20 protein-coding genes are annotated in these 25,102 nt (G+C 66.0%); 8 read left to right on the plus strand and 12 right to left on the minus strand.

The genetic code is table 11. The features are described 5' to 3' along the window. Positions 1-146: 146 nt before the first annotated feature. From WS66_RS31180 to WS66_RS31195, 4 genes are all read right to left on the minus strand, one after another. On the minus strand, positions 147-1,217 hold the full coding sequence (locus WS66_RS31180) for a zinc-dependent alcohol dehydrogenase family protein (protein WP_059599762.1): 1,071 nt from the start codon (positions 1,215-1,217) through the stop codon (positions 147-149). Positions 1,218-1,272: 55 nt separating this feature from the next. After that, on the minus strand, positions 1,273-2,739 hold the full coding sequence (locus WS66_RS31185) for an aldehyde dehydrogenase family protein (protein ID WP_059599770.1): 1,467 nt from the start codon (positions 2,737-2,739) through the stop codon (positions 1,273-1,275). 41 nt (positions 2,740-2,780) lie between these two features. Next, entirely contained in the window at positions 2,781-4,271 is a 1,491-nt protein-coding gene (locus tag WS66_RS31190; protein WP_059599761.1) for an aldehyde dehydrogenase family protein, read from the minus strand. Between the two features lie 245 nt (positions 4,272-4,516). After that, a complete protein-coding gene (locus tag WS66_RS31195; RefSeq protein WP_059599760.1) occupies positions 4,517-5,329 on the minus strand; it encodes an enoyl-CoA hydratase/isomerase family protein in 813 nt (270 codons plus the stop codon). A gap of 327 nt (positions 5,330-5,656) precedes the next feature. Here WS66_RS31195 and WS66_RS31200 point away from each other — a divergent pair, with 327 nt between their 5' ends. From WS66_RS31200 to WS66_RS31220, 5 genes are all read left to right on the plus strand, one after another. Then, positions 5,657-7,096, plus strand: coding sequence for an MmgE/PrpD family protein (locus tag WS66_RS31200; RefSeq protein ID WP_059599759.1), 1,440 nt, complete (start codon positions 5,657-5,659; stop codon positions 7,094-7,096). Positions 7,097-7,126: 30 nt separating this feature from the next. Next, on the plus strand, positions 7,127-8,599 hold the full coding sequence (locus WS66_RS31205) for an aldehyde dehydrogenase (protein WP_059599758.1): 1,473 nt from the start codon (positions 7,127-7,129) through the stop codon (positions 8,597-8,599). Between the two features lie 48 nt (positions 8,600-8,647). Next, positions 8,648-9,466 carry an SDR family NAD(P)-dependent oxidoreductase gene (locus tag WS66_RS31210; protein WP_059599757.1) on the plus strand — a complete coding sequence of 273 codons (819 nt, stop codon included), beginning with the start codon at positions 8,648-8,650 and terminating at the stop codon, positions 9,464-9,466. A gap of 691 nt (positions 9,467-10,157) precedes the next feature. Next, positions 10,158-11,243, plus strand: coding sequence for a porin (locus WS66_RS31215; RefSeq protein WP_236873021.1), 1,086 nt, complete (start codon positions 10,158-10,160; stop codon positions 11,241-11,243). 266 nt (positions 11,244-11,509) lie between these two features. Further along, positions 11,510-12,409 (plus strand): alpha/beta fold hydrolase, encoded by a 900-nt coding sequence (locus tag WS66_RS31220; protein WP_059599769.1) that lies wholly within the window; start codon positions 11,510-11,512, stop codon positions 12,407-12,409. Positions 12,410-12,448: 39 nt separating this feature from the next. Here WS66_RS31220 and WS66_RS31225 read toward each other — a convergent pair whose 3' ends face one another. After that, positions 12,449-13,066, minus strand: a complete 618-nt coding sequence (locus tag WS66_RS31225; RefSeq protein WP_108064781.1) for a TetR/AcrR family transcriptional regulator — start codon at positions 13,064-13,066, stop codon at positions 12,449-12,451. 549 nt (positions 13,067-13,615) lie between these two features. Between WS66_RS31225 and WS66_RS31230 the strand changes: the two genes are divergently transcribed. Continuing rightward, positions 13,616-14,527, plus strand: coding sequence for an alpha/beta fold hydrolase (locus tag WS66_RS31230; RefSeq protein WP_082728860.1), 912 nt, complete (start codon positions 13,616-13,618; stop codon positions 14,525-14,527). Positions 14,528-14,606: 79 nt separating this feature from the next. Here the strand turns inward: WS66_RS31230 and WS66_RS31235 are convergent, their stop codons facing one another. From WS66_RS31235 to WS66_RS31265, 7 genes are all read right to left on the minus strand, one after another. Beyond that, positions 14,607-15,020, minus strand: a complete 414-nt coding sequence (locus tag WS66_RS31235) for a YybH family protein (protein ID WP_059599753.1) — start codon at positions 15,018-15,020, stop codon at positions 14,607-14,609. A 117-nt stretch (positions 15,021-15,137) separates the two neighbouring features. Continuing rightward, positions 15,138-15,851 carry a nitroreductase gene (locus tag WS66_RS31240; RefSeq protein WP_059599752.1) on the minus strand — a complete coding sequence of 238 codons (714 nt, stop codon included), beginning with the start codon at positions 15,849-15,851 and terminating at the stop codon, positions 15,138-15,140. A gap of 90 nt (positions 15,852-15,941) precedes the next feature. After that, positions 15,942-16,730: an IclR family transcriptional regulator gene (locus tag WS66_RS31245; protein ID WP_059599751.1), complete on the minus strand. Its 789-nt coding sequence runs from the start codon at positions 16,728-16,730 to the stop codon at positions 15,942-15,944. Positions 16,731-16,737: 7 nt separating this feature from the next. Then, entirely contained in the window at positions 16,738-17,607 is an 870-nt protein-coding gene (locus WS66_RS31250; RefSeq protein WP_059599750.1) for an IclR family transcriptional regulator, read from the minus strand. A gap of 378 nt (positions 17,608-17,985) precedes the next feature. Further along, positions 17,986-21,504, minus strand: a complete 3,519-nt coding sequence (locus WS66_RS31255; RefSeq protein ID WP_059599749.1) for a pyruvate carboxylase — start codon at positions 21,502-21,504, stop codon at positions 17,986-17,988. A gap of 291 nt (positions 21,505-21,795) precedes the next feature. Further along, entirely contained in the window at positions 21,796-21,999 is a 204-nt protein-coding gene (locus tag WS66_RS31260) for a hypothetical protein (RefSeq protein ID WP_159086608.1), read from the minus strand. 20 nt (positions 22,000-22,019) lie between these two features. Beyond that, a complete protein-coding gene (locus WS66_RS31265; protein ID WP_059599747.1) occupies positions 22,020-23,171 on the minus strand; it encodes an acyl-CoA dehydrogenase family protein in 1,152 nt (383 codons plus the stop codon). Positions 23,172-23,412: 241 nt separating this feature from the next. On the opposite strand from WS66_RS31265, the gene WS66_RS31270 reads away from it, so the two are divergent. Both WS66_RS31270 and WS66_RS31275 read left to right on the plus strand, forming a co-directional pair. Then, positions 23,413-24,288 (plus strand): MaoC/PaaZ C-terminal domain-containing protein, encoded by an 876-nt coding sequence (locus WS66_RS31270; RefSeq protein ID WP_059599746.1) that lies wholly within the window; start codon positions 23,413-23,415, stop codon positions 24,286-24,288. 24 nt (positions 24,289-24,312) lie between these two features. Continuing rightward, complete coding sequence (locus WS66_RS31275; protein WP_059599745.1) at positions 24,313-25,062, plus strand: SDR family NAD(P)-dependent oxidoreductase; 750 nt, start codon at positions 24,313-24,315, stop codon at positions 25,060-25,062. The last annotated feature ends 40 nt before the right edge of the window (positions 25,063-25,102 follow it).

Raw genomic sequence — 25,102 nt, forward strand, 5'->3', positions numbered from 1 at the left:
GGGGCAGTTCCGGCCCGGCAAATCCGGCCGACAGGTCAGCGTACTGCGTCTGTAGTGCCATCTGGCTCAGTGTGACCATCGGATCCTCGATCCCCTGCCGGGCGAATCTCGCCATACCTCTGTCTCCTTGTCTCGCGGCGGCGCGGTCAGAAAACGAACACGCCCTTGCCGCCCGCCTGCCCGTCGAACAATCGGTAAGCCTCGTCGGCCTGCACGAGCTGCCAGCGGTCGGTGAACAGCTTGTCGACGTCCACGCCGTGATCGGCGACGAAGTGGATGCAGTCCTTCATCCCGACTTCCGAGAACGTATAGGAGCCGAGGATGGTGCGCTGCTTGCCGATCACGTCCTTCATCCCGTCGACGTTGAGGTTGCCGCCCACGGCCACCAGCGCGATACGCCCCCACGGACGCGTGCTGCGCACCGCCTGTTGCTTGGGCACGTCGCCGCCCGCGCAATCCATCGCGCAGGTCACGCCGAGACCGCCGGTAAGCTTGTGGATTTCCTCGATCGGGTCCTGCAGGCTGCCGTCGACCACGTGGGTCGCGCCGAAGTCCTTCGCGCGCGCGACGCGATCGGCCGCGATGTCGACGCCGATCACCTCGACGCCCATCGCCGCGGCCAGCTGCACGGCCGACAGGCCGACCGGGCCCAGTCCGAACACTGCTAGCGTGTCGCGCGCGCTGATGCCGAGGCGCAGCAGCGCGCCCCACGCGGTGCCGGTGCCACAGGAAATCGCTGCGCCGGTGGCGAACGACACTTCGTCGGGCAGATGAACCAGCGAAGTCGCAGGCACCTTCATGTAGTGCGCGTGGCCGCCATGCTTGATCACGCCGTGGATGTCCGCGCCGTGGCTACACATCTGCGTCCAGCCGGTCCGGCAGTGGTCGCAATGCATGCACCCTTCGTAATGGAACACCGCGACGCGATCGCCGACCTTGAATGCGCGCGGATCGACGGCCGAACCGACCGCAACGATCCGCCCGCACGGCTCGTGACCGCCGATGATCGGCGTGTCCTCCGACATGCCGCGCGAGGTGAGATCCTTGAAGCCCAGCGAACGGATCACGTCGGCAGGCTTGTTGCGATAGAAATGCAGGTCGCTGCCGCACATGCCCGATGCCTTCATCTCGATGACAGCATCGCCGGGGCCGGGCGTGGGATCGTCGAAATCGAGAATCTCCAGCCTGCGTTCGCCTCTGAAAACTACGCCTTTCATGCCTTATGTCTCCTGCCTGCGGGGGAATGCGGTTGCGATGCGGCGCCGGGCCAGTTCAGAGCAGATTGATATAGGTGGCCTTCGGGTAGAGGAAGCTCTCGACGTGCTCCTTCCCCCCCTTCCAACCGTAGCCGCTCATCTTCGTGCCGCCGAAGCCCACCGCCGGATCGATCACGCCGTAGCAGTTGACCCACACGGTGCCCGAGCGAATCCCCTGCGAGACGCGGTGTGCGGTCGACAGGCTGCTGGTCCACACGCCGCCGGCGAGGCCGTACGGCGTGTCGTTCGCGAGCCGCAGCGCGTCCTCCATCGTGTCGAACGGAATCACCGACGCAACGGGCCCGAAGATTTCCTCGCGCGCGATCGTCATGTCATTGCGCACGTCGGCGAACACCGTAGGCTCGACGAAGAAGCCGCCGGCCGGAGCGCAGTCCGGACGCCCGCCGCCGTGCACGAGCCGGGCCTCCTTGCCGCCGATGTCCACGTAATGCATCACGCGTTCGAGCTGGCGCCGCGAAATCAGCGGCCCGATCTGCGTGTCTGGATCGCGGCCGTCGCCGATCCGGATGGCGCCGGCGAACGCGGCCATGCGTTGCACGAATTCGTCGTGGATCGCGCGCTGCACGAAGATCCGCGTGCCGGCCACGCACACCTGGCCGGTATTGGTGAACACGCCCATCGCCGCACCGGGAACGGCCTTGTCGAGATCGGCATCGGCGAACACGATATCGGGCGACTTGCCGCCGAGTTCGAGCTGCAGCCGCTTCAGGTTGCCGGCCGACGCGCGCACAATCGCCTGCGCGGTGCCGACCGACCCAGTGAATGCCACGCGATCGACGTCCGGGTGCTCGGCGAGCGCCTGGCCGACGTCCTTGCCATAGCCGGTCACGACGTTGATCACGCCGTCGGGTACGCCTGCCTCCATCATCAGTTCCGACACGCGCAGCGACGACAACGACGCATCCTCGGCCGGCTTCAGCACGGCTGTGCAGCCGGTGGCCAGCGCGGGGCCGTAGATCCACCACATCCCCATCAGCGGGCCGTTCCACGGAATGATGCCGCCGACCACACCCACCGGCACCAACTGCTTGAGCGCGGTGAAGCCCGGCGCAATCGACATCGGCGGCGTTTCCACCACCGCGCCGGCGCCGGTCTGCGACGCGTAGAACTGCAGCAGCTGCGACAGCCATTCCTTGTAGCCGCGCGTGCGCGCGAGCGGCGCCCCCATGTCGAGCGTCTCGATCAGCGCGAGCTCGTCGAAGTGATCGAGGATCGCGTCGTGCACGCGCAGCAGCAGCTTGCGCCGCTCGTGCGGCGTGAAGCGGTTCCACGGCCCTTCGAACGCTCGGCGCGCTGCAGCCACCGCGCGATCCACGTCCTGCGCGCTGCCCTGCGCGATATGGCACAGCACCTCGCCGGTAGCGGGGTTGATCGCCTCGATTCGCTCGCCGCCAGCCGGCTCGACCCATTGCCCGCCGATCAGCAGCTGCTTGTTTCCCGTCACGAATTTCGGAATATTCATGTTGATGGATGTCTGCTGGATAGTGTTCAGGATCACGAAATTCACATGCGGAGCATGATCGACTTGGTCTGCGTATAGGCGTCGATCGATTCCTGGCCGAATTCACGCCCCCAACCTGATTGCTTATATCCGCCGAATGCCATCGCCGGGTCGGACTCACCGAACGTGTTGATCCACAGGCGTCCCGCCTTGAGCGCGCGCACCACCTTGTGCGCCCGCGCGACATCGCGAGTCCAGACCGCGGCGGACAGCCCGTAGGTGGTGTCGTTAGCCTGCAGCACCGCATCGTCCTCGTCGCGGAACGGGATGATCGACAGCACCGGCCCGAAGATCTCTTCCTGCGCGATCCGCATGCCGTTGCGCACGTTGTCGAAGATCGTTGGCTCGACGAAATAGCCGGCGCCGCTCCACGGCTGGCCGCCGAGCCTCAATGTCGCACCGCCTTCTCGGCCCACGCCGATGTACGAGCGGACGCGCTCGCGCTGGGTCGCCGAAATCAACGGACCGATTTTCGTGTCGGCCGCGAACGGGTCGCCGGCCTTCCATCCGGCCGCCACCTGCGCGACGCGCTCCGCTACCTGCTCATGGATGCTTTCCTGCACGAACAGGCGCGTGCCGGCCGAGCACACCTGGCCCGAGTTGCCGCAGAACGTCTTGACAGCGGCCTGCACGGCCTTTTCGATGTCGGCGTCGGCGAACACTACGTTGGGCGCCTTCCCTCCGAGTTCCAGCGTCACCTTCTTCAGGTTCAGCGTCGCGTCGCGCGTAATCTGCTTGCCGACCGCCGTCGAGCCCGTGAAAGCGATCTTGTCGACGCCCGGGTGCTGCGCGAGCGCCGCACCGGCCGTTGCGCCGAACCCGGGCAGAACGTTGATGACGCCGGGCGGCAGGTCCGTTTCCTGGATCAGCTCCGCGAGCCGTATCGAGGTCAGGCAGGCCAGCTCGGCCGGCTTCAGGATCACCGTATTGCCGCAGCACAACGCGTTCGCGAACTTGATCGCGGCCATCAGGATCGGCACGTTCCACGGGATGATCTGGCCGCACACGCCGAGCGGCTCGCGCAGCGTGTAGATCAGCGTGCTGCCGTCCGACGGGATCGTGGTGCCCAGCACCTTGGAGCACCAGCCCGCGTAGTAGCGGACGATATCCACGGTGGCGGTCGCTGCGGCTTGTGCGAACCACAGCGGCATGCCGTTGTCGATCGATTCGATCGCCGCCAGCTCGTCGACATGATCCTCGATCACGTCGGCGATCTTCAGCAGCGCGCGCGTGCGCGCATGCGGCGACAACGCCGACCAAGATGGCGCGTCGAACGCGTTTCGCGCGGCGATCACCGCGGCGTCGACGTCGGCGCTGTCGGCCTCCGCGACATGGCAAAGCGGCTGCTCAGTCGCCGGGTTGATCGTCTCGAACGTCTTGCCCGATACGGCGTCGACCCATTGCCCGCCGATCAGCAAGCGCTTCGTGCCTTGCCCGATCCACGCGAGCGCTTTCGCCCGCGCGGCCTGTGCAGCGTCAGTTACAGTCGTCATGAAACCTCCAGTTGATATCGCAGCGTGTGTCGGACCAGCGAGACGTCAACGCGCGTCGACAGCACCGACGTCAGCGGGTTCGCTCGACGCGCGTCCGAATTGAAATCGGTGGGCGTCATGCGCAGGAACAGCGTGCGGCCCCGTATACGTCATGCCGCCGAGAAGCGGGGTGAGCTGCCGCACTTTTACCTTTCGTTAGTTAGATTGAGCGACGTGGCCGGGCCGGAGCCCGTCCATTCGGCCGGTTACGATTGCGGCAGTCGCGCCGACGGAAATTCGGGCTGGCGTTTTCCGCGCAAAGCGGCGACGCCTTCGCTGACGTCCGCGCCGAGGAAACACAGCATCTCCATCGCGAGCGAGTTGTCGAAGATGGGACCCGCCAGCCGCATCCAGTTGTTCAGCGATTTCTTGGTCGCCCGGATCGCGGTCTGACTGCCGCGCGCGAGGCTCGCGGCAATTGCGAGCGAGCGCGACAGCACGTCGGCGCGCGGCGTGCAGAAGCTGACCAGACCGATCCGCTCCGCTTCCCTGCCGTCGACGAAATCCGCGGTCATCAGGTAGTACTTGGCCTTGGCCATCCCGCACAGCAACGGCCACACGATCGCCGCGTGATCGCCCGCCGACACGCCGAGGCGCGCATGCCCGTCGGTCAGCTTCGCATCTTCGGCCATCACGCTCACGTCGGCCAGCAGCGCAACGACGAGGCCTGCGCCCACCGCCGTGCCGTTGATCGCGGAGACGATCGGCTTGTCGCACGCGAGCATGTTGTAGACGATGTCGGATGCCTCCTTCATCACACGCAGCGTGGCCTCCTGGCTAGCCGCCATTTCCTCGACGACGGCGAGATCGCCGCCGGCCGAGAACGCGCGATCTCCGGCGCCGGTCACGACGACCACCTTGACGCTCGGGTCCTCGCCGACGACGCCCCAGACCTTGGTCAATTCCCAGTGCATCCGGTTGTTCGTCGCGTTCATGACCTCCGGACGATTGAGCGTGACGAGCAGGACGCCGTCCGGCTGGCGATCGAACAGGAGGAACTGGAAGTCTTCGTATTTCATGCGTAGTCCGGGAAGTGGGAGAGCAGCGGGCGGCGTGAATCGCGCCCGTCGGCGAAGTGAACCTGCGTCGGTTCGCGGCGCAAAGGGAGAAGCGCAGTAGACCATTGAGGTCTCACGCAAACTAACTAACAGTTGTTATTCTATTTTGCGTGCGGCGATTTCCCATCAGGGTATCCCCGCATGCCGCAGCTCGCGCGTGCATGTGGCAATGCGGTGCTTTCGAAGAACGGAACGTTTCGATCGCAGGCATTGCGCGCGACGGCGCGCGAGCCAACGCTGACGGCATTTATCCAGACTTAAACAGCATTCGAACGAGGAGCGAGACACATGACTTCCCCCACCATCGTCCAGCAGCTGGCCGATTTCGCGGCCGGCGTCGACACGGCGCAGCTGCCGGACATCGTCGTGCAGGAATGCAAGCGCGACATCCTCGATTCGCTTGGCGTCGCGCTGGCGGGTATCGATCATCCGCGCGGGCGCATCGGTGTCGAAATGGGCCGCCGCATCGGCGGCACCGCAGGCGATGCGACCATCATCGGCACCGGCGAGCGCACCACCGTCTATGGCGCCGCGTTCGCGAACAGCGAATTGCTGAACGCGCTCGATGCGGACTCGGTGCTGCTGCCGGGCCACGTGAGCCCGTATGTGCTACCTGGCGCCTTCGCGACGGCCGAGGTGCACCAACGCTCCGGCAAGGACCTGATCGCCGCGGTGGCGGTGTCGCACGAGATTTCGTACCGCTTCGGCGCCGCGATGGCCGGCTACCGCGACACCAAGGACGGCAAGTCCGCCAACTCCGCGTCTGTCGTCGGCTACAGCAGCACCGTGTTCGGCGCGACCGCGTCCGCGGGCAAGCTCAAGCACCTGTCCGCAACGCAACTCGCCAACGCGCTTGGCCTCGCCGCCGCATCAGCGCCCGTGAATGCGCAGCGCGCGTGGTTTACGCACGCGCCCACTGCGACCATCAAGTACCAGCTAGCCGGCGGTCTGACCAATATCGCGCTCACAGCTGCCGACATGGGCGAGCTCGGGCACCGTGGCGATCTGCGGATCCTGGACGACGAAGTCAACGGCTACGCGAGCTTCATCGGCACCGACCGCTGGACGCCCGAGCTGATCACCGCCGACCTCGGCAACGCGTGGCGCTTCCCCGCCTTCCAGATGTTCAAACCCTACCCGCACTGTCGCGTGATGCACGCGCCGCTCGACCTGTTGATCGACATCGTCACCCAGCACGACCTGAAGCCCGATGAAATCGACAGCATCACGTCGTACGGCGAAGGCTGGGCCTATGTGCTGCCCTGCTTCACCAACCGCGAAATTCTCGAGGTGCACGATGCGCAGTTCTGTTTCTCGCACGGGCTGGCGATCGCGGCGCACCGCATTCCGCCCGGCCCTCGCTGGCAGGATCCGGCCGTCGTGTTCGACCCATCCGTGATGGCGCTGATGAACCGGGTCTCGCTCGAAACCCACCCGACATATTTCCAGTCGATCTCGGCCGACATCTCCAGCCGCCCGTCGCGGGTCGAGGTGCGCGCGCGCGGCCAGGTCTTCGCCGGCGAGAAGATGTTCCCGAAGGGAACGCCTTCGGCGGATCCGTCGACCTACATGACGACTGACGAACTGGTCGGTAAGTTCCGCACCTTCGTCGATGGCCTGCTTCCGGCCGCGACCGTCGACCGAGTCGTCGACAGCGTGCTGAACCTCGAACAGGTGGACGACTTCGGCACCGTGATCCACCAGTTCGTGCGGTCCACCGGCAAGTAAGCAGACACGCAACCCGGAGAACCGCCACCGATGAACAGTCCTTCCCTCAACATGCCGCACGCGGATCGCCTCTATGTCGGCGGACGCTGGGTGGCGCCCACTTCCGCCAAAACCTTCGCGGTGCTCAACTGCGCGACCGAAGACGTGGTCGCGCACGCGCCGATGGCCAACGAAGCCGACGTCGACGCGGCCGTGCACGCCGCGCGCACTGCGTTCGATCGCGGCCCGTGGCCGCATCTGTCCCCGGCCGAACGTGCCGTCTTCCTGGAGAAAATCGCCGCCCGCCTCGAAGCGTTGAACGATGATTTCGCGCGAGGCTGGAGCATCGAGTCCGGCGTGCTGTACCGGATTGCGAAGCCGCGCATCGGCCTGTTCCTGAGCGGCGCATTCCGCCAGTACGCGGCGATGGCGCACAGCTATCCGTTCGTCGCGCCCGCGCGCGCCGTCACCGGGCACCAGGCCTACCTCGTGCAGGAGCCGGTCGGCGTGGTAGCAGTGATCGTGCCGTGGAACGGGCCGGCCGGGCTGCTCGCATACAAGATCGCACCGGCCCTGCTCGCGGGCTGCACGGTCGTCATCAAGAATTCGCCGGAGACGCCGAGTTCCGGTCATCTGTTCGCGCAGATCTGCGACGAGGCCGGGTTGCCGCCCGGCGTGGTCAACATGCTGACGGCCGATCGGACCGTGTCCGAGTCGCTGGTGCGCCATCCCGGCGTGGACAAGATCACCTTCACCGGCTCCACCGGAGCAGGCCGGCGCATCGGCTCGGTAGCGGCAGAACGCGTCGCCCGCGTCACGCTCGAACTCGGCGGCAAATCGCCTGCTGTCGTACTCGACGACTACGACATCGAAACGGCCGCGAAGACTCTCGGCGCACCGTATTTCAGCTATCTGTCGGGACAGGTCTGCCACAGCCTCACGCGCATCATCGTGCCGCGCACCAAGCACGACCAGATGGTCGACGCGTTGGTCGAGGCCGCGCGCGGCATGGTGCTCGGCGACCCGCTTGACGATGCGACGAGCATGGGGCCGCTCGCGACGGCCGCGCAGCGCGACGTGGTCGAACGACTGGTTGCGCAAGGCGTGTCCGATGGTGCGCAACTGGCGGCCGGCGGCAAGCGCCCCGCGCACCTGGCGCGCGGCTTCTTCTTCGAACCGACCGTGTTCGCGAACGTCGACAACCGCTCCAGCATCGCGCAGAACGAGTTGTTCGGCCCGGTGCTGTCGGTCATCCCGGCCGACAGCGACCAACACGCGATCGACATGGCAAACGACACGATCTTCGGCCTGAATGCCGCGGTGTTCACGCACGACACCGAGCGGGCGCTGCGCGTCGCGCGCCGCTTGCACGCCGGCTCGGTCGGACACAACGCGTCACGCACCGATTTCTCGATCGGCTTTGGCGGTTTCAAGCAATCGGGCGTTGGACGCGAAGGCGGCGTGGGCGGCCTCGAAGCGTTCCTCGAATCAAAGACCGTGGTCCTGGACCAGCCGGCCGCCTGAGTACCGACGCACAAATCATCCATCAACTGACATCACGAGGAGCAACCGATGAACATCGAATCCAGCCATGACGCGCCGAGCGACTGGATGATCCATTCACGCATCAAGGGGCTGGTCGCGCTGGTGGTCGGGGCCGGCAGCGGCATGGGCGAGGCCAGCGCTAAGACCTTCGCGGCCAACGGCGGAGCCGTCGCCGTGGCCGACCTGAACGTCGGCCACGCCGAGCGCGTCGCCGGCGAGATCGTGCGTCACGGCGGCGAGGCGATCGCGCTCGGTCTCGACGTATCGAAACAGCCGGACATCGATGCGGCCATCGCCGCCACGGTCGAGCGCTTCGGACGGCTCGACGTCGTGATCAATACCGCCGCACTGGTGCGCGCGGGGATGCTCGAGGACGTGCCGATCGAAGAATGGCGCGCCGGCTTCCAGGTGAACGTGGACGGTGCGCTGATGCTCGCGCGCAGCGCGCTGCCGCACCTGAAGAAGAGCCCGCATGCGGCCATCGTCAACACGGCTTCGCTGGCGGGCGTCCACGGCTATTCGCAGGGCGGCGCGTATGGTCCGAGCAAGGCGGCGCTCACTACGCTCAGCCGGCAGATGGCGCACGAATGGGCATCCTATGGCGTACGCGTGAACGTCGTGTTGCCGGGCGTGATCGACACGCCGATGGCGCGCAGCTCGGTGCCGCAGGAGATTCTCGATCAACTGGCGACCATGCTGCCGATGAGCCGGGTCGGCAAGCCGGAGGAAGTCGCCGACCTGATCGTGTATCTCGCGTCGCCGGCCGCCGGGTATATCACGGCGCAGTCGATCGCGTGCGACGGCGGCATGTCGCATATGATGTTCGCGAAACCGATGGGCAAGTAGGCGCGCTGCGCGACGCACTTTTCGTGCAGTTTGTGCGGCTTGCGATGACGGTCCGCCCGGGCCGTCGTCGCAGATGCTCGTCCGTATTGCCCGCGTTGTCCAACGCGAACGATCAGGCGCGGACATCGTTTTCTTGATCGTCGTCAGGCAGACCGAGGATCGCCTCTGACCGCTTTCCCTCCCCCCATTCACATGCGCTCCGGCAACGCAAATTCGCATTTCCGTTAAGGATGCCGAATTCACGATTTTTTTCGAAAGACACCCGAAAAAATACGTTCCGTCAGATAAAACGTTTTTTGACATGGGCATGCCGTTTCACTCGCGCGAACACGGCTTCCGTTACCCGCCCGGAAACGCTCCCATACGATTTATGCCGTATAACGGACGATTTTTTCAAAATGAAGCTCGCTTGAATGCGTTGAAGTACGGAACGCCGAAATTCGTCCAATGGATCATCGCGTGACAGCAGGAATTCGCCTCGGGTTATACCCAATGGAGATTCGATGTCGCTCACCGCAATCTACCGAACGTTAGATTAACGCCGAACCGGTACCGCCTGTCCGCCGCTGGACATCACGAACCGACCGACGGCCCTGAATATGGCTACAAGGCGTCAACAGTCCGACATGCACCATTCCTCCATCTCTCATTAAATTCGGATACCGAAATGAATGTAAGCAGGTCATCAGGGTTGGGTACCAAGAAGACGATATTCGCGCTTGGCATTGCGCTACTGCCCGCATGGACATGGGCGCAAAGCAGCGTCACGCTGTACGGTACGCTCGACGTGGGGATGCTGTTCTCCAGCAAGACAATCGATTCGGCGACCGGCGCCAATCGCGGCAAGCAGTTCAGCCTCATCAACGGCGGACTGGAACCGTCGAATTTCGGCCTGTTCGGGCAGGAAGACCTCGGCGGCGGGTTGAAGGCGACCTTCAGGCTCGAGAGCGGCGTCAGCGTCGTCAACGGCGGGTTCGACAACAGCAACGGCAATCTGTTCGGGCGTCAGGCATGGCTGGCACTCAACGGCAACTTCGGCGAACTGAAGGCGGGCGTGCAGTATTCGCCGTTTGTGCTCGCGATCTACGAGTCCGATCCGCGCAACGCGGGCCAGTTCGGCACGGCGTTCTCCGTGTATGCGGACAACACGTTCGTGGGCACCTTCAATCCGAATGCGATCACCTATACGAGCCCGAAGTTCGCCGGATTTTCCGGCAGTGCGATGTATGCGTTCGGAGGCGTGCCGGGCGACTATCGCGCGGGGCAGCAGTACTCGCTCGGCGCGCGCTACGAATTTCGCGGGCTGGTCGTGAACGCCGCGATGTACGACTCGAGTTCAGGTCACAGCTCCGCGGGGTTGACGACATTTCAGCAGCCGTTCTCCGGCCGCATGATCGGCGTGGGCTACCACTTCGACCGGCTCACGGTGAAGGGCTCGTTCACCAGCTACAAGGTGCCGACGACGGTGGCGGGCGAAGTCGTGAACGGCGGCACCAACAACGTGTGGAACGTCGGTTTCGACTACTACGCGCTGCCGCAGCTCGATATCAACGGCGGCGTGTGGTACATCCGCGATCCGCACAACTCGGACAATCACGCACTGCTCGGCGCGCTGACGACACGCTATTTCCTGTCGAAGGCGACCTCGCTGTATATGCAGGTGGGTGCGGTAAACAACCACGGCCGCGCGCGATTCGGGATGTCGATCGACAATGCGCTGTACGGCGTGCCGGGCACGACGGTCGGCGCGATCGTCGGGATCAACAAGCGATTCTAGCGTGGGGATCTAGCGCGGTGGCGCCAGGCGATGCGTCACCACTCTCGTCCGGCCGGAGTACGGAACATTCCGGCCACCGCGATTGACTCGATTGCGGGCCGCGGCGAACGTATGCGAATACGTGCCAAGACCTGTTCGACACGACGGCATGCCGGCATCGCAGCGCCGAACGCCGGCGGATAAGGACCACGGGGCGCGGGCGCCGGCCTGCGGCTCGACGTAGGGCGGCCACGCCACGCGAACGCAATCAAATCATGAAGAATGCGATGAAGACGGGAACGCATGCGGCCGAGCCGACCGGCATCCGGCATACGTGGACGAGCGCCGACGGGCTCCGGCTCGCCGGCCACTCATGGGGCGACCCCGACGGCGCGCCCGTCATCCTGCTACACGGCAGCGGGCAGACACGTCATGCGTGGAGCGGAATGGGTCGCTTGCTCGGCGCGGCGGGCTTTCATGCGGTCGCGTTCGACGCGCGCGGTCACGGTGAGTCCGACTGGTCGCCGACCTGCAACTACAGTCTGGGCGCGATGATCCTCGACCTCGAGCGGGTGGCCGCGATGTTCGACGGCCGGCGTCCGATCGTCGTCGGCGCGGGGCTCGGCGGCGGGACGAGCCTGCTCGCCGTCGGCGAAGGCTATCTCGAGGCGGCGGCGCTCGTGCTCGTCAACATCGCGCCCTGCATCGAACCAGCGGGCGCGCTGCGCCTGCAGTCGTTCATGCGGCAGCAGCCGGACGGTTTCGGGTCGCTGGACGAGGCGGCCAACGCTATCCGCCACTATCGCCCGCATCCGCCGCAAGCGCTCAGCGAGGAAAGCCTCGCGCGCAGCTTGCGCTACGACGACGGGAAATATCGCTGGCACTGGGATCCGCACTTTCTCGCGTGGCCGCGCGACCTGACGCGCCGCCATGCGCGCTTTGCAGCCAGCGCGCGCCGCCTGACGCTGCCGACGCTGTTCCTGCGCGGTGCAGCCTCCGATATCGTCAGCGAAGCCGGCGCACGCGAGTTCCTGAGCCTATGCCCGCATGCGGAACATACGGAAGTCCGGAATGCCAGCCATACGGTCGCGGGCGAACACAACGGCCTGTTCGTCCATGCCGTGCTCGATTTTCTCGAGCGCCGGATCCCGCCCGACCGGGCGCTGCAGCATCACGCGGCCGCGTGATCCGGAAGGCGGGCATGTCGCCCCGGTTCGTCGGCCGGATCAGGCGACCAGTTCGCTCTTACGGGTGCTTCGCTTCGCCTTCGCGGCTGGCTTCGCGCCTGCCGCGGGCTTCACGCCTTCGAAGAACATCGTGCTTAGCTGGTCGGCCACCTTTTCCAGCGAGCCCTTCTTCGGGTCGAACCAGGTCTGGACGGAATTGATGCAGCCGAGCACGAACACACGACACAGTGCGACGTCGACGTCCTCGCGTAGCATGCCTTCGGCGCGCAAGCCGTCGAACACCGCGGCCCACAGCTGCTGATGGCGTTCGCGCCGCTTGACCTGGCGCTCCCGCACCTTCTCCGGCAGCTGGGTCAGCAGCCTGCCGTGCGCGAGCGCGTAGTCGCCGAACTTGATCAGCGCGCTCATCTGCCCGAGCAGCGCCGCCTTGAAGCGTGCCTCGGCCGTTGCATCGGGCGGCAGTGCGTCGAAATGCTCGTTGATGTGCTGCACGATGCTGTCCGCGCCGTGCTCCATTACGACGTCGACCAATTCTTCCTTCGACGAGAAATGATAGTAGATGCTGGCCGCCTCGATCCCGGCCTGGTCCGCGATCGAGCGCATCGTGGTCGCTGCATAGCCCTGCGTCGCAAAAGAGCGCGCAGCAAGCCGCAGCAAGGTTTCCCGGGTATCCGCGCTGGGATTTACATTTCGCTTTCGCACGTTCGTGTATCAGCCGTCCGTTGTTATCGAGAATCAAGATGAAATGAAGAACGCCGGATGCCGCATCCGCGACGCACGGCCATGCAGCGTCGTGCAGCACACCGCGCGAGCGATCGTCCCGTTGCCGTTCCCGCTCGCGATTGCGGCCGGCGGCGTGTCTCCGTCTCCCGGGTACTGCCTGATCCTCTCGCCTGCCGCCATGCGGCACAAAACTAATGTTTGACAGGGTAGCGTATTTTCATTGCGCGAGCCAGCGAACCGCAGGCCGGTCGGCCGGTCGCGCGCGGCGCGCAGCCCGCAGGTTTGCCTGAATCTCTCGTTCGCCGCCCGACATCGCGCAGCCAGGCGCTGCGCAGCAGCCTCCGCGCGCGTGGCCGGTACGCTCACTGTACGGAACGCTGCGACCGCCCGCGTTGACACGCGTGCGCGCACCAGCGAAGTTGGAAGGCGCGTCGAACCCCCGTACCGCGTCCGCCCTTCCCCATGAATCCATCTCGATCCGTCATGACGCCATCCAGCGAACCCATCGTGCGCACCCCGGCCAGTCCGGGACGCCGCCTTCCCGGCACCCCCGAACCCATGCACCTGTGGCGTACCGCCGACGGCGTGCGGCTTGCCGGCGATACGTGTGGCCATCCGGACGCCCCGCTCGTGGTACTGCTGCATGGCGGAGGCCAGACTCGTCATGCGTGGGGCGGCACGGGCGCGTTGCTCGGCAGCGCCGGCTATTTCGCAGTGGCGTACGATGCGCGCGGGCACGGCGACTCGGACTGGAGCGCCGACGGCGACTACAGCCAGGACGCGTTCGTCAGGGATCTGCGCCACGTCGTCGACGCGCTTGGCGCGCGTCGCCCCCCGGTGCTGATCGGCGCATCGCTGGGCGGTGGCACGAGCCTCGTTGCGATTGGAGAACGCAAGATCGATGCGCGTGCACTGATCCTGGTCGACATCGTGCCGTATACGGAACCGGCCGGCGTCGCGCGCATCCGCTCGTTCATGCAGCAGAACCCCGACGGATTCGGCTCACTCGACGAGGTCGCCGACGCGATCGGCCGCTACCGCTCGCACCGGTCGCGCCCGGGCAATCATGCCGGCCTGTCGAAGAACGTCCGGCTCGGCGACGACGGCCGCTATCACTGGCACTGGGACCCGTGCTTTCTGTCGGGAACGACCGACTTGCCCGCCCGTCATGCCCGCTTCTCCGCGTGCGCGCGCAACCTCGCACTGCCCACGCTGCTGGTGCGCGGCGGCAGCTCCGACGTGGTCAGCGAAGCGGGGGTACGCGAGTTTCTCGCACTCTGCCCGCACGCCGAATACGTGAACGTCGCCGCAGCAGGACACATGGTCGCCGGCGACCGCAACGACGTGTTCGGCAACGCTGCCGCCCAGTTTCTCTCACGTCACGTCGGCACGTAAGTCGCCCGGTATGCAGGCGTCGGGCGTGTGGGCCCCGGCGTACGGGCGCGCGACGGCCCGCGCGTGCGAATCGGCCTGCTCAGATCGGCGGCGTTTCCGGCGACGCCGAGAAATGATGCTGGCGTATTTTCCACTCGTGCTGCTGCGCCACGATCACGAGCGTCGTGCGCAGACGCGAGCGCGATGTCGTGCCGTCGCCGAGGACAAACGCGAATTCGCCGTAGCCCTGCGCGAGAAAGCAGTCGTCGCCGAACCGGATGAACTGCTGCTCCACCAGTTCCAGCGTGGCGGACTGGATCACGCCGTCGTACGACGCAAAGTACGCGCGAATCGCCTCGTGCCCGGTCGCGTGACCGGGTCGGCCGCCGAAGAACAGCGCATCCGTCGTGTAGACGCCGGTCAAAGCATCGGCATTCCAGTCGCGTGCAGCCGCATTCCATGCGGCCTGCACGACCGCCAGTGCGGGGCCTGCCGTTTGGTTCGTTCCAGTCATCGTGTGTTCTCCTTGTTCGGGGCGCCGGCACGCGTGACTGCCGGTCGGCTTCGCCGATCTTCCCGTTCGCTGCCGCCACGCGTTCGGGCGCCGCGAGTCGACAGGGAACGGCATGCGTCAAACCATCTGCATCACGTCCGCAGTTGCGGCGCGCGTCGAGCGGAACGCGTTTGCCGGATGAGTCATGTCCGCATAGCCGAACGCGATGCCGCAGACGAACCTGCGCTCGTCGCCGATACCGAAATAACGGCGAATGAACCGCGCATGATGGGCGAGCGCCGCTTGTGCGGTGGTTGCGACACCGTGCGCGCGCGCCGCCAGCAAAAACGACGCGACGAACGCGCCGCAGTCGAGCGCCGCGTACGGTCCCAGTTCGGCCGGGATCGTCAGCAACGCGACATGCGGCGCACCGAACAGCCGAAAGTTCTCGGCAACCTGCCGCTCGCGCGCCAGGCGGTCGCTGCGCGCGATGCCGAGCGCCGCATAGAGCCCATAGCCGACCTCCCGGCGCCGCTCGCCGTACACGCCGCGATATTCGTCCGGAAACGGCATGTCGGCGTAGATGCCCGGGTGCTGGGCTGCATGGGCGACGAGCGCGGCGCGGAAACGCTCGGTCGTGTCGCGCGACGTGACGATCGCGTGCCACGGCTGCACGTTGCACCACGACGCCGCGCGTTTTGCGATCTCGACGACGCGCTCGATCACGTCTGTCGGCACCGCATCCGGCAAATACGCGCGACACGTGAACCGCTCGGCGGCAATGCGTTCGAGCGTTTCCGCATCGGCTGCCGATCGGCCGCCTGAATCTTTGCCCTCGCCTCGCGCTTGCATCCGACGTCTCCGGTTAGCGGTACCGTGCATTTCGATTGGAACTATCATTAGTTAGTTAAAACAGCGACCTCAATGCACTGATTCCGATCATCAAGGCTCGCAGTCGACGTCGCTCAGGATCAACGACAGGGTCTTGGCCGCCGCCTTCAGTTCGGGCGTCACGCGCTCGCGGATCGCCACCATGTCCGGCTCCAGTTCCACTGCACCGCAATTCAGCGCCATCAGCGTGCGGGTGCGGCCAACCACGATCGGCAACGCAATACCGTACGCGTTGCGCTGATACTCGCCGACGGACATGCACACGCCCGATTGCCGCAGATCCTCGAATGCCGCATCGAGGGTTTCGCGCACGGTGTCCGCATCGTCGCCCGCCGCGTCGAGCAGCTCGGCCATCAACGGCGTGCGCATCGCCTCCGGCAGCCCGTACAGGTATGCGCGCCCAACCGAGGTCGTCGCCATCGGCAGCAGCGAACCGACGCCAAGCCGCAGCGTCGCGATCCGCGCGCTCGCCCGCCACGCGATATAAACCATGTCGAGCCGATGCGGGACCGCGAGCGCGACCGACAGGTTCAGCTTGTCGGCGAGCTTTTGCATCACGGGCGCGACGAGACGCGTGACGGTATTGGCCTCCAGATAGGCATGACCGATGCTCAACGCGCCGGCACTGAGTTCGAACTGCCGCCCGCCTCCGACCCGGCGCAGATACCCAATCGAGATCAGCGTCGTGGTCAGCCGCGATACCGTGGCCTTCGGCAGGCCGGTACGCCGCACCAGTTCCGCATTGGACAGCGGCGCGCGGGCCGCGCGAAACGCATGCAGCACCTCGAGCCCGCGCTCGACGGTCAACGTGACGCCATGTTGCTTGTCGGTCTTGTTCATGGGCATGTCAGTCGGTCACAACCGCCTGCTCCTGCAAATGCTGGGCTGCGGCCACCAGCCTCGGCCCGAGCTCCCGTTCGACACGCGCGCGCCCGAGCCGGGCGCTGCGCCCGATACAGGCCAGCACGAGCGGCGTGTGATCCTGAACCACCAGCGGTACCGCAAGAATGGTCAGGTCCGGCTCCCACTCGCCGAGCGACATGCAATAGCCGACGTTGTGCACCTGCGAAATGCCTTCACTGATGCGGCGGCGCAGGTTCGGCCACTCCCGGCCCGTCTTGCGTTCGATGTTGCCCAGCAGGTAAAAGCGCTCGAGCTCCGGCAGCGCGGCCAGCAATGCCCAGCCCATCGGCGACGACGCGATGCGCAGCCGCGTGCCCGCATACAGCTTGAGGTCGATCGAGGCCTGCTTGCTCGCGCACGTCTCCAGCACGATCACGTCGAGGCGATCTCGCGTGCCGAGCATCACGTAAGTTTCGTTCGCGTTCGCGAACGCCTGCATCTCGAGTCGAGCCAGCAACTGTACGTTCGAATGCGCGATCGCGGCATAGCCGAGCGACAGCACGGGCGCCGCCAGCCGATACTTGCGGCGCTGCGGCGAATAGTGAAGATAGCCGAGCGTGACGAGCGAGCGGGCCATCCGCGACACCGTCGGCGCGGGAATGCCCGTCTCGATCACGATTTCCTGATTGCCGAGCCACGGCTCGTGCGGCGAAAACGCCGTCAGTATCGCCAGGCTCCGTGCCAATGGAACGACCATCGCGCCGGACGCGGAGCCGCCTTCCGGACGCTCGCTGTCTCCAGTCGACCCATCGGGCCAACCCGCGTTTTCCTGTCCTGACAGGGGCAGCGCTGCCCGGTTCGACTGCGGCGACATCGATTGCTCCGTTTGTCTCGATCTGGCTCTGGAAGCGGCCGTGAACTTGCGTGTACCGGTCGGTCGGCGTGGCCCGCCACGCTGGGTGGCAGCGCTCGCGGCACGCGACGGTCCGATGGCGTCATTAGAGGAGCCAACCGGGAAACGCGTCAATTGTAGCGCCGATATGTTCCGTACTTTGAAATGATACGCGGCATGAGAATCCGCCGTCGACAGTCCGACACAACACTTTTTCGCGAAATTCGAGACGGAACATCCGCGACGTCACCGGTCAAAGTACGGAACATCAGCGGATGCCGAAAAGGCGCGACGGCGTGGCTGGAAGCGATCTGCCTCCCGCCGCGCAGCGACCGACCGATCCGGCCGGAACCGCCCGGGTTATGCCGCGCCCTTCAGCTCAATCAGCAGATCCTTCGCTGCCACCCGTTCGCCAGGCTTCACATGCACGGCCGCGATCTCGCAGTCACGCTCCGTCACGATGTGCGTTTCCATCTTCATCGCCTCGAGTGCGATCAGCGTTGTGCCGGCCGTCACCCGCTGCCCCGGCTGCACGGCAACCGTCACCACCGAGCCCGGCATCGGCGCGGCGATGTGCAGCGGATTGCCCGGATCGGCGCGCTGCAAGCCATGGCGCTCGTTGCCCGCCTGCACGACCGTCTTCTGCTCGACGAGCGCGGAACGCGACTGGCCATTCAGCTCGAACAGCACCTTCACGCTTCCGTCCTGCGCATCGGCGTGCTGGCCCTGCAGCGACACGAGCAGCGTCTTGCCCGGCTCGATGTCGATCGCCACCTCCTCCTGCGGCTGCAGGCCGTACAGGAACGCCGACGTCGGCACGACCGACGTGTCGCTGTACGCGCGAACGTGCGCGTAGTAGTCGACCGTCTGCTTCGGATACATCAGGTACGACGCCAGTTGCCGATCGTCGAGCGGCTGCTCGCACTCGGCCTCGGCCTGCTTGCGTGCCGTGTCGAGATCGACCGGCGGAATCTGGTCGCCCGGGCGATACGGCGCCGGCGGCTCGCTCTTGAGCACCTTGCGCGACAGCTCCGCCGGGAAACCGTCGGGCGGAAAGCCCAGCTCGCCCTTGAACAGCGACACGACCGATTCCGGAAACGCGATGTCCTTGTCCGGGCTGCGCACGTCGTCCACGCTCAGGTCGTTCGCGACCATCATCAGCGCCATGTCGCCGACCACCTTCGATGTCGGCGTGACCTTCACGATGTCGCCGAACAGCCGGTTCACGTCCGCATACGCACGCGACACCTCGGTCCAGCGATGATCGATGCCGAGCGAACGCGCCTGCTCGCGCAGGTTCGTGTACTGGCCGCCGGGCATCTCGTGGCGATAGACATCGGCCGTGCCCGCACGGATCTCCGATTCGAACGGCGCGTAATAGCGGCGCACGCCTTCCCAGTACATCGATGCTTCGTGCAGGCGGTCCTGGTCAAGCCCCGGATCGCGTTCGCTACCGGCCAGCGCGGCCGCGATGCTCGACAGGTTTGGCTGCGACGTGAGGCCGCTCATCGCGTCGAGCGCGCCGTCGACCGCATCGCAGCCCGCGCCGATTGCCGTGAGCACCGACGCCGCGGCGATCCCGCTTGTGTCGTGCGTATGGAAATGCACGGGCAACCCGGTTTCTTCCTTGAGAGCCTTCACGAGCGTCGCGACCGCCTGCGGGCGGCAGATGCCGGCCATGTCCTTGATGCCGAGCACATGCACGCCGGCCTGTTGCAACTCGCGTGCGATGCCGACGTAGTACTTGAGGTCATACTTCGAACGCGACGTGTCGAACAGGTCGCCGGTGTAGCAGATCGCGCCTTCGCACAGCATCCCGCTTTCGCCGACCGCGTCGATCGCCACGCGCATGTTGCGCACCCAGTTCAGCGAATCGAACACGCGGAACACGTCGACGCCCGCGCTCGCGGCCTGCTGCACGAAGAAGCGCACGACGTTGTCCGCGTAGTTCGTATAGCCGACCGCGTTCGAGCCGCGCAGCAGCATCTGGAACAGGATATTGGGCACGCGCTCGCGCAGCAGCGCGAGCCGCTCCCACGGGTCTTCCTTCAGGAACCGCAGCGCGACGTCGAAGGTCGCGCCGCCCCAGCATTCGAGCGAGAACAGCTGCGACAGATCGCGCGCGTAGAACGGCGCGATCGGCAACATGTCGGCCGTGCGCATGCGCGTCGCGAACAGCGACTGGTGCGCATCGCGCATCGTCGTGTCGGTCAGCAGCACCTGCTTCTGGTCGAGCATCCACTGTGAGAACTGTTCCGGCCCGAGCGCGCGCAGGCGATCGCGCGTGCCGGCCGGAATCGCCGCCACCGTGTCGATCTTCGGCAACACGGGCTTCTGCAACGGCAGCGCCGGCAGCGTGCGGCCGTTCATCTCGGCGTTGCCGTTCACGTTCAGCTCGCCGAGATAGCGCAACAGCTTCGTCGCGCGGTCGCCGCGTTTCGCGAATTCAAGCAGCTCAGGTGTCCTGTCGATGAAGCGCGTCGTCACGTCGCCCGCGATGAAGGCCGGATGGTTGATCACGTTCTCGAGGAACTGCAGGTTCGACGTGACGCCGCGAATCCGGAACTCGCGCAGCGCGCGATCCATCCGGTGGATCGATTCGGCGGCCGTCGGCGCCCAGGTCGTCACCTTCACGAGCAGCGAGTCGTAGTACGGCGTGATCACCGCGCCGCCATAGGCGGTGCCCGCATCGAGCCGCACGCCGAAGCCGGCCGCGCTGCGATACGCGGTGAGCCGGCCGTAATCGGGCAGGAAGTCGTTCTCCGGATCCTCGGTCGTGATCCGGCATTGCAACGCATTGCCGTTCAGCGGAATCGCGTGCTGCTCCGGCACGCCGGCCGCGCGCGCGACGATCGTGCCGTCGCCATCGATCGCGTCCTCCGCCAGCCCAATCCGCCCGCCTTCCGTGATGCGGATCTGCGCCTTCACGATGTCGATGCCGGTGATCATCTCGGTCACCGTGTGCTCGACCTGGACGCGCGGGTTCACCTCGATGAAGTAGAACTGGCCGGTGTCGGCATCCATCAGGAATTCAACGGTGCCCGCATGCGTATAGCCGACCGCGCGCATCAGGCGCAGCGCGGATTCGCACAGGGCGTGCCGGCTGTCGCGATCGAGGTACGGCGCCGGCGCGCGTTCGACCACCTTCTGGTTGCGCCGCTGCACCGTGCAGTCGCGCTCGTACAGGTGCACGACCGTACCGTGCGTATCACCGAGCACCTGCACCTCGACGTGCCGCGCATTGCGCACGAGCTTCTCGACGTACACCTCGTCGTTGCCAAACGCGGCCAGCGCCTCGCGCCGCGCGACGGGCAGCAGCGTCTCAAGGTCGCGCTCGTTCTCGAGCACGCGCATGCCGCGCCCGCCGCCGCCCCAGCTCGCCTTCAGCATCAGCGGATAGCCGACTTCTTCAGCCAGCGCCTTGCAGACGGCGAGATCGTCCGGCAGCGGCGCGGTCGCGGGCATCACCGGCACGCCGGCGGCGATCGCCGCGTTGCGCGCGGCCACCTTGTTGCCGAGCGTGCGCATCACGTCCGGCGACGGGCCGATCCAGCGGATGCCCGCATCGATCACGGCCTGCGCGAAGTCCGGGTTCTCGGACAGGAAGCCGTAACCGGGGTGAATCGCGTCGACCTTCGCCTGCCGCGCGACACGCAGGATGTCGTCGATGTCCAGATACGCGGCGAGCGGCTTCTTGCCCTCGCCGATCAGGTAACTCTCGTCCGCCTTGAAGCGATGCAGCGCGAGGCGGTCTTCCTTCGAATACACCGCCACCGTGCGGATGTTCAGCTCGGCGGCGGCACGCATCACGCGAATCGAGATTTCCGAGCGGTTCGCGATCAGGATGGACTGGATGGGGTTGGGAGTCACGGCAGCCATGAATCGTTGAAGGTTGAATGAAACCTGTCGACGCGATCCATCCGCCGCCAGATCAAGTTGCCGGTCGGTGCGCGGAGCGCGCCGGCGTTCGCTTTGCGTCGGGCCCGCTTGCGGCCATCTGCATTGTTGCCACACTTTCCGGCAGCCGCAATCGGCATCGCGACGGCGAATGGTATTCAGACGACCGGTCGCAAACCGGCGCGCGGCCGATCGGGCCCGCCGGGCGGCGTGCGGAGAAATGGGCGGAGAAACATGCGACGAATAGAGAGCCCGAAACGAGCCCGATGCGGATCAATCGCGCTGCTTGAACAGCGGCGCGTGATCCATCCAGTCGTAATGGGCACTGCTGGTCGCCCATGCCCAGTTCGCGTCCACGCGCCGCGTGCCGTTCGCACCCGATGCCCCCGGCGCTTGCCGTGCGTCGACCGCATGGTCGTCCGGTGCGACGGCTGCACCGCACCGCCGCGAGCCAGTGCCCGCTCCGAAGCCGCTCACCGCATCAGCCCCCCGCCGCATCATTGCGCGTCGCGGATTATGTTGCGGGCGATCACCAATTGCTGGATCTGGGTCGTGCCTTCGTAGATACGGAACAGGCGCACGTCGCGATAGAAGCGCTCGATGCCGTATTCGGCCATGTACCCCGCACCGCCGAAAATCTGCACGGCACGATCGGCCACGCGCCCGCACATCTCGGATGCGAACAGCTTCGCGCATGATGCCTCGGTGCTCACCGGCAGCTTTGCGTCGCGCCGACGCGCGGCGTCCACGACCATGCAGCGCGCCGCATAGATCTCGGCCTTGCTGTCGGCGAGCATCGCCTGCACGAGCTGAAAATCGGAGATGGGCTTGCCGAACTGCTTGCGCTCGATCGCATACGACAACGCCATCGACAGCATGCGCTCGGCCACGGCCACGCAGACCGCGGCGATGTGGATGCGCCCCTTGTCGAGCACCTTCATCGCCGTCTTGAAACCCTGGCCCTCTTTCCCGCCGATCAGGTTGGCCGCTGGCACGCGCACGTTGTCGAAGATCACGTCACAGGTATGCGCGCCCTTCTGTCCCATTTTCTTGTCGCGCTTGCCGAAACTGATGCCCGGCGTCTTCGCGTCGACGATGAACGCCGAGATGCCGCCCGAGCCCTTGTCTTCCGGATTGGTGCGCGCCATCAGCGTGAAGATGCCGGCATGCGGCGCATTCGTGATGAAGCGCTTGGTGCCGTTGACCACGTAGTCGTCGCCGTCCCGGACGGCCGTGGTACGCAACGACGCCGCGTCGGAGCCGGACTCCGGCTCGGTCAGCGCGAACGACGCGATCAGCTCGCCGGTCGCGAGGCGCGGCAGGTAGCGTTCCTGCTGCTCGGGCGTGCCGTCGAACAGGATGCCCTGCGAACCGATGCCCACGGTCGTGCCGAGCAGCGAGCGAAACACCGGCGACGCCTGGCACAGCTCGAACACCGCGAGCACCTCTTCCTCCATCGTCAATTCCAGCCCGCCGAAGCGTTCGGGAATGGTGAGGCCGAACAGGCCCATCGCCTTCATATCGGCGACGATGTCCTCGGGAATTTCGTCGGATTCGGCTACCTGCTCCTCGTTGGGTACGAGACGCTCGCGCACGAAGCGGGCAATGGAGTCGAGCAGGCCGTTGAGCGTTTCTTGATCGCGAATCATGTCGGTACGCCTGAAAAAGGTGGAGAAAACGTCGAAATGCTGCGCCGAGCGCCGGCACGAAACAATCACGCCGCCGAAAACGTTCCGTGGAATGAAATCGTGCGGGCTAGGCGGGGACTGGGGCCGGCGACCGGGACGGCCGGGCATCTGCCAAGGTACGGAACAAACTCCACGAATGCGTTGACCGGTAATCGGCACGGTTCCATCGTAGGGACTCGGATCAACTGCCACGCCATTCGCCATGCCGCTCCAGCCCGATCACCTGCTGTCCCGCCGCTTTCCGCCCATCGTGCATGCGTACTCGCTGCGCGATACCCAGCTCTATGCGCTCGGCCTCGGGCTCGGCGCCGACCCGCTCGATGCAGGGCAACTGCGTTACGTCTACGAAGGCAAGGAAGGCGAGTCGCTGCGTGCGCTGCCGACGATGGCGAACGTGCTCGCGTATCCGGGGTTCTGGGCGCGCGATCCGGACACGGGCATCACCTGGCAAAAGGTCCTGCACGCCGAACAGGAAATCCGGATTCACGCGCCGCTGCCGCCGAGCGGCCGCGTCACGGGCACGACGCGCATCACCGGCCTGTGGGACAAGGGAGAAAACAAGGGCGCGTTCCTGCAGCAGACGCGCGACATCGCCGATGCCGACACCGGCCGCCTGCTTGCGACGGTGGTGCAACTGAGCCTGTTGCGCGGCGACGGCGGTTTCGGCGACGGCGGCAGCACCGACCCGCTGCCGACCCCGCACGCGATACCCGACGGCGCGCCAGACGACGTGTGCGAACTGGCCACGCCCGCGCAGCTGGCGCTGATCTATCGGCTGAGCGGCGACCTGAATCCGTTGCACGCCGATCCCGCGGTGGCGTCCGCGGCCGGTTTCCCGCGCCCGATCCTGCACGGCATGGCGCTGATGGGCGTGGCCGCGCATGCAGTGCTGCGCACGGTGCTCGACTACGACAACACGCGTTTCGCGGGCATGCGCGTGCGCTTCACCGCGCCGGCGTGGCCCGGCGACACGCTGCGCACCGAGATGTGGGTGCGCGGCAACACGGTTTCGCTGCGCGTCACAGCCGTGGAGCGCAACGTGGTGGTATTGACCAACGCGCGGGTCGACCTGCGCTGAATCGCAATTCTTCAGGAGACACACATGGATCTGGGTTTGACCGGCAAAGTCGCCATCGTCACCGGCTCGGCACGCGGCCTGGGCGCCGCCACGGCACGCCGGCTCGCGCAGGAAGGCGCGAGCGTCGTCATCACCGACATCAACGCGGAACTGGCGCAGGCCACCGCGAAGGCGCTGCAGGACGAAGGGCTGGCCGCGCACTGCATCGTGGGCGACATCACCAAGGAAGCCGACGTGCAGCGCCTCGTCGATGAAACCGTCGCGCATTTCGGCGGCGTGCACATCCTGGTGAACAACGCTGGCGCGCCGCGCGACAAGTACCTGGTGAAGATGAGCGCGGACGACTGGGATTTCGTGATGAACGTGATGCTCAAGGGCGCGTTCCTGGCCGCGCGGGCTGTCATGCCGCACTTCATCGAGCAAGGTTGGGGCCGCCTGATCAACATCAGCTCGCGCGCGCACCTGGGCAACCCGACGCAGGCCAACTACTCGGCCGCGAAGGCCGGCCTGATCGGCATGGCCAAGGCACTGTCGATGGAGGAAGGCCGCTACGGGATCACGGCAAACTGCGTGGCGCCGGGCTTCATGGAAACGGAAATGGTGCAAGCGCTGCCGACCTACGAAACGATCAAGGAGCGCGCGGTGGCGGCCCAGCCGATCAAGCGCGTCGGCCGCCCGGACGACATCGCCGACGCAGTGGCGTTCCTCGCCAGCGAGCGCGCCGGCTTCATCAGCGGCGAAGTGCTGCACGTCACGGGCGGTCGCTACGGCTGATCGCACGACGGCAGACCACGGACCCTGGCAGCCAGCGCGT

Origin of the sequence: Burkholderia sp. LA-2-3-30-S1-D2, from assembly GCF_001523915.2 — a bacterium.
Classification (GTDB): domain Bacteria; phylum Pseudomonadota; class Gammaproteobacteria; order Burkholderiales; family Burkholderiaceae; genus Burkholderia; species Burkholderia diffusa.

Coding starts and splice junctions, on each gene's coding strand:
- WS66_RS31230 (WP_082728860.1), top strand. CDS start 13,616: ATGACGCCATCCAGCGAACCCATCGTGCGCACCCCGGCCAGTCCGGGA.
- WS66_RS31265 (WP_059599747.1), bottom strand. CDS start 23,171: ATGATTCGCGATCAAGAAACGCTCAACGGCCTGCTCGACTCCATTGCC.
- WS66_RS31235 (WP_059599753.1), bottom strand. CDS start 15,020: ATGACTGGAACGAACCAAACGGCAGGCCCCGCACTGGCGGTCGTGCAG.
- WS66_RS31220 (WP_059599769.1), top strand. CDS start 11,510: ATGAAGACGGGAACGCATGCGGCCGAGCCGACCGGCATCCGGCATACG.
- WS66_RS31190 (WP_059599761.1), bottom strand. CDS start 4,271: ATGACGACTGTAACTGACGCTGCACAGGCCGCGCGGGCGAAAGCGCTC.
- WS66_RS31270 (WP_059599746.1), top strand. CDS start 23,413: ATGCCGCTCCAGCCCGATCACCTGCTGTCCCGCCGCTTTCCGCCCATC.
- WS66_RS31205 (WP_059599758.1), top strand. CDS start 7,127: ATGAACAGTCCTTCCCTCAACATGCCGCACGCGGATCGCCTCTATGTC.
- WS66_RS31200 (WP_059599759.1), top strand. CDS start 5,657: ATGACTTCCCCCACCATCGTCCAGCAGCTGGCCGATTTCGCGGCCGGC.
- WS66_RS31275 (WP_059599745.1), top strand. CDS start 24,313: ATGGATCTGGGTTTGACCGGCAAAGTCGCCATCGTCACCGGCTCGGCA.
- WS66_RS31185 (WP_059599770.1), bottom strand. CDS start 2,739: ATGAATATTCCGAAATTCGTGACGGGAAACAAGCAGCTGCTGATCGGC.
- WS66_RS31195 (WP_059599760.1), bottom strand. CDS start 5,329: ATGAAATACGAAGACTTCCAGTTCCTCCTGTTCGATCGCCAGCCGGAC.
- WS66_RS31245 (WP_059599751.1), bottom strand. CDS start 16,730: ATGAACAAGACCGACAAGCAACATGGCGTCACGTTGACCGTCGAGCGC.
- WS66_RS31180 (WP_059599762.1), bottom strand. CDS start 1,217: ATGAAAGGCGTAGTTTTCAGAGGCGAACGCAGGCTGGAGATTCTCGAT.
- WS66_RS31255 (WP_059599749.1), bottom strand. CDS start 21,504: ATGGCTGCCGTGACTCCCAACCCCATCCAGTCCATCCTGATCGCGAAC.
- WS66_RS31240 (WP_059599752.1), bottom strand. CDS start 15,851: ATGCAAGCGCGAGGCGAGGGCAAAGATTCAGGCGGCCGATCGGCAGCC.
- WS66_RS31210 (WP_059599757.1), top strand. CDS start 8,648: ATGAACATCGAATCCAGCCATGACGCGCCGAGCGACTGGATGATCCAT.
- WS66_RS31250 (WP_059599750.1), bottom strand. CDS start 17,607: ATGTCGCCGCAGTCGAACCGGGCAGCGCTGCCCCTGTCAGGACAGGAA.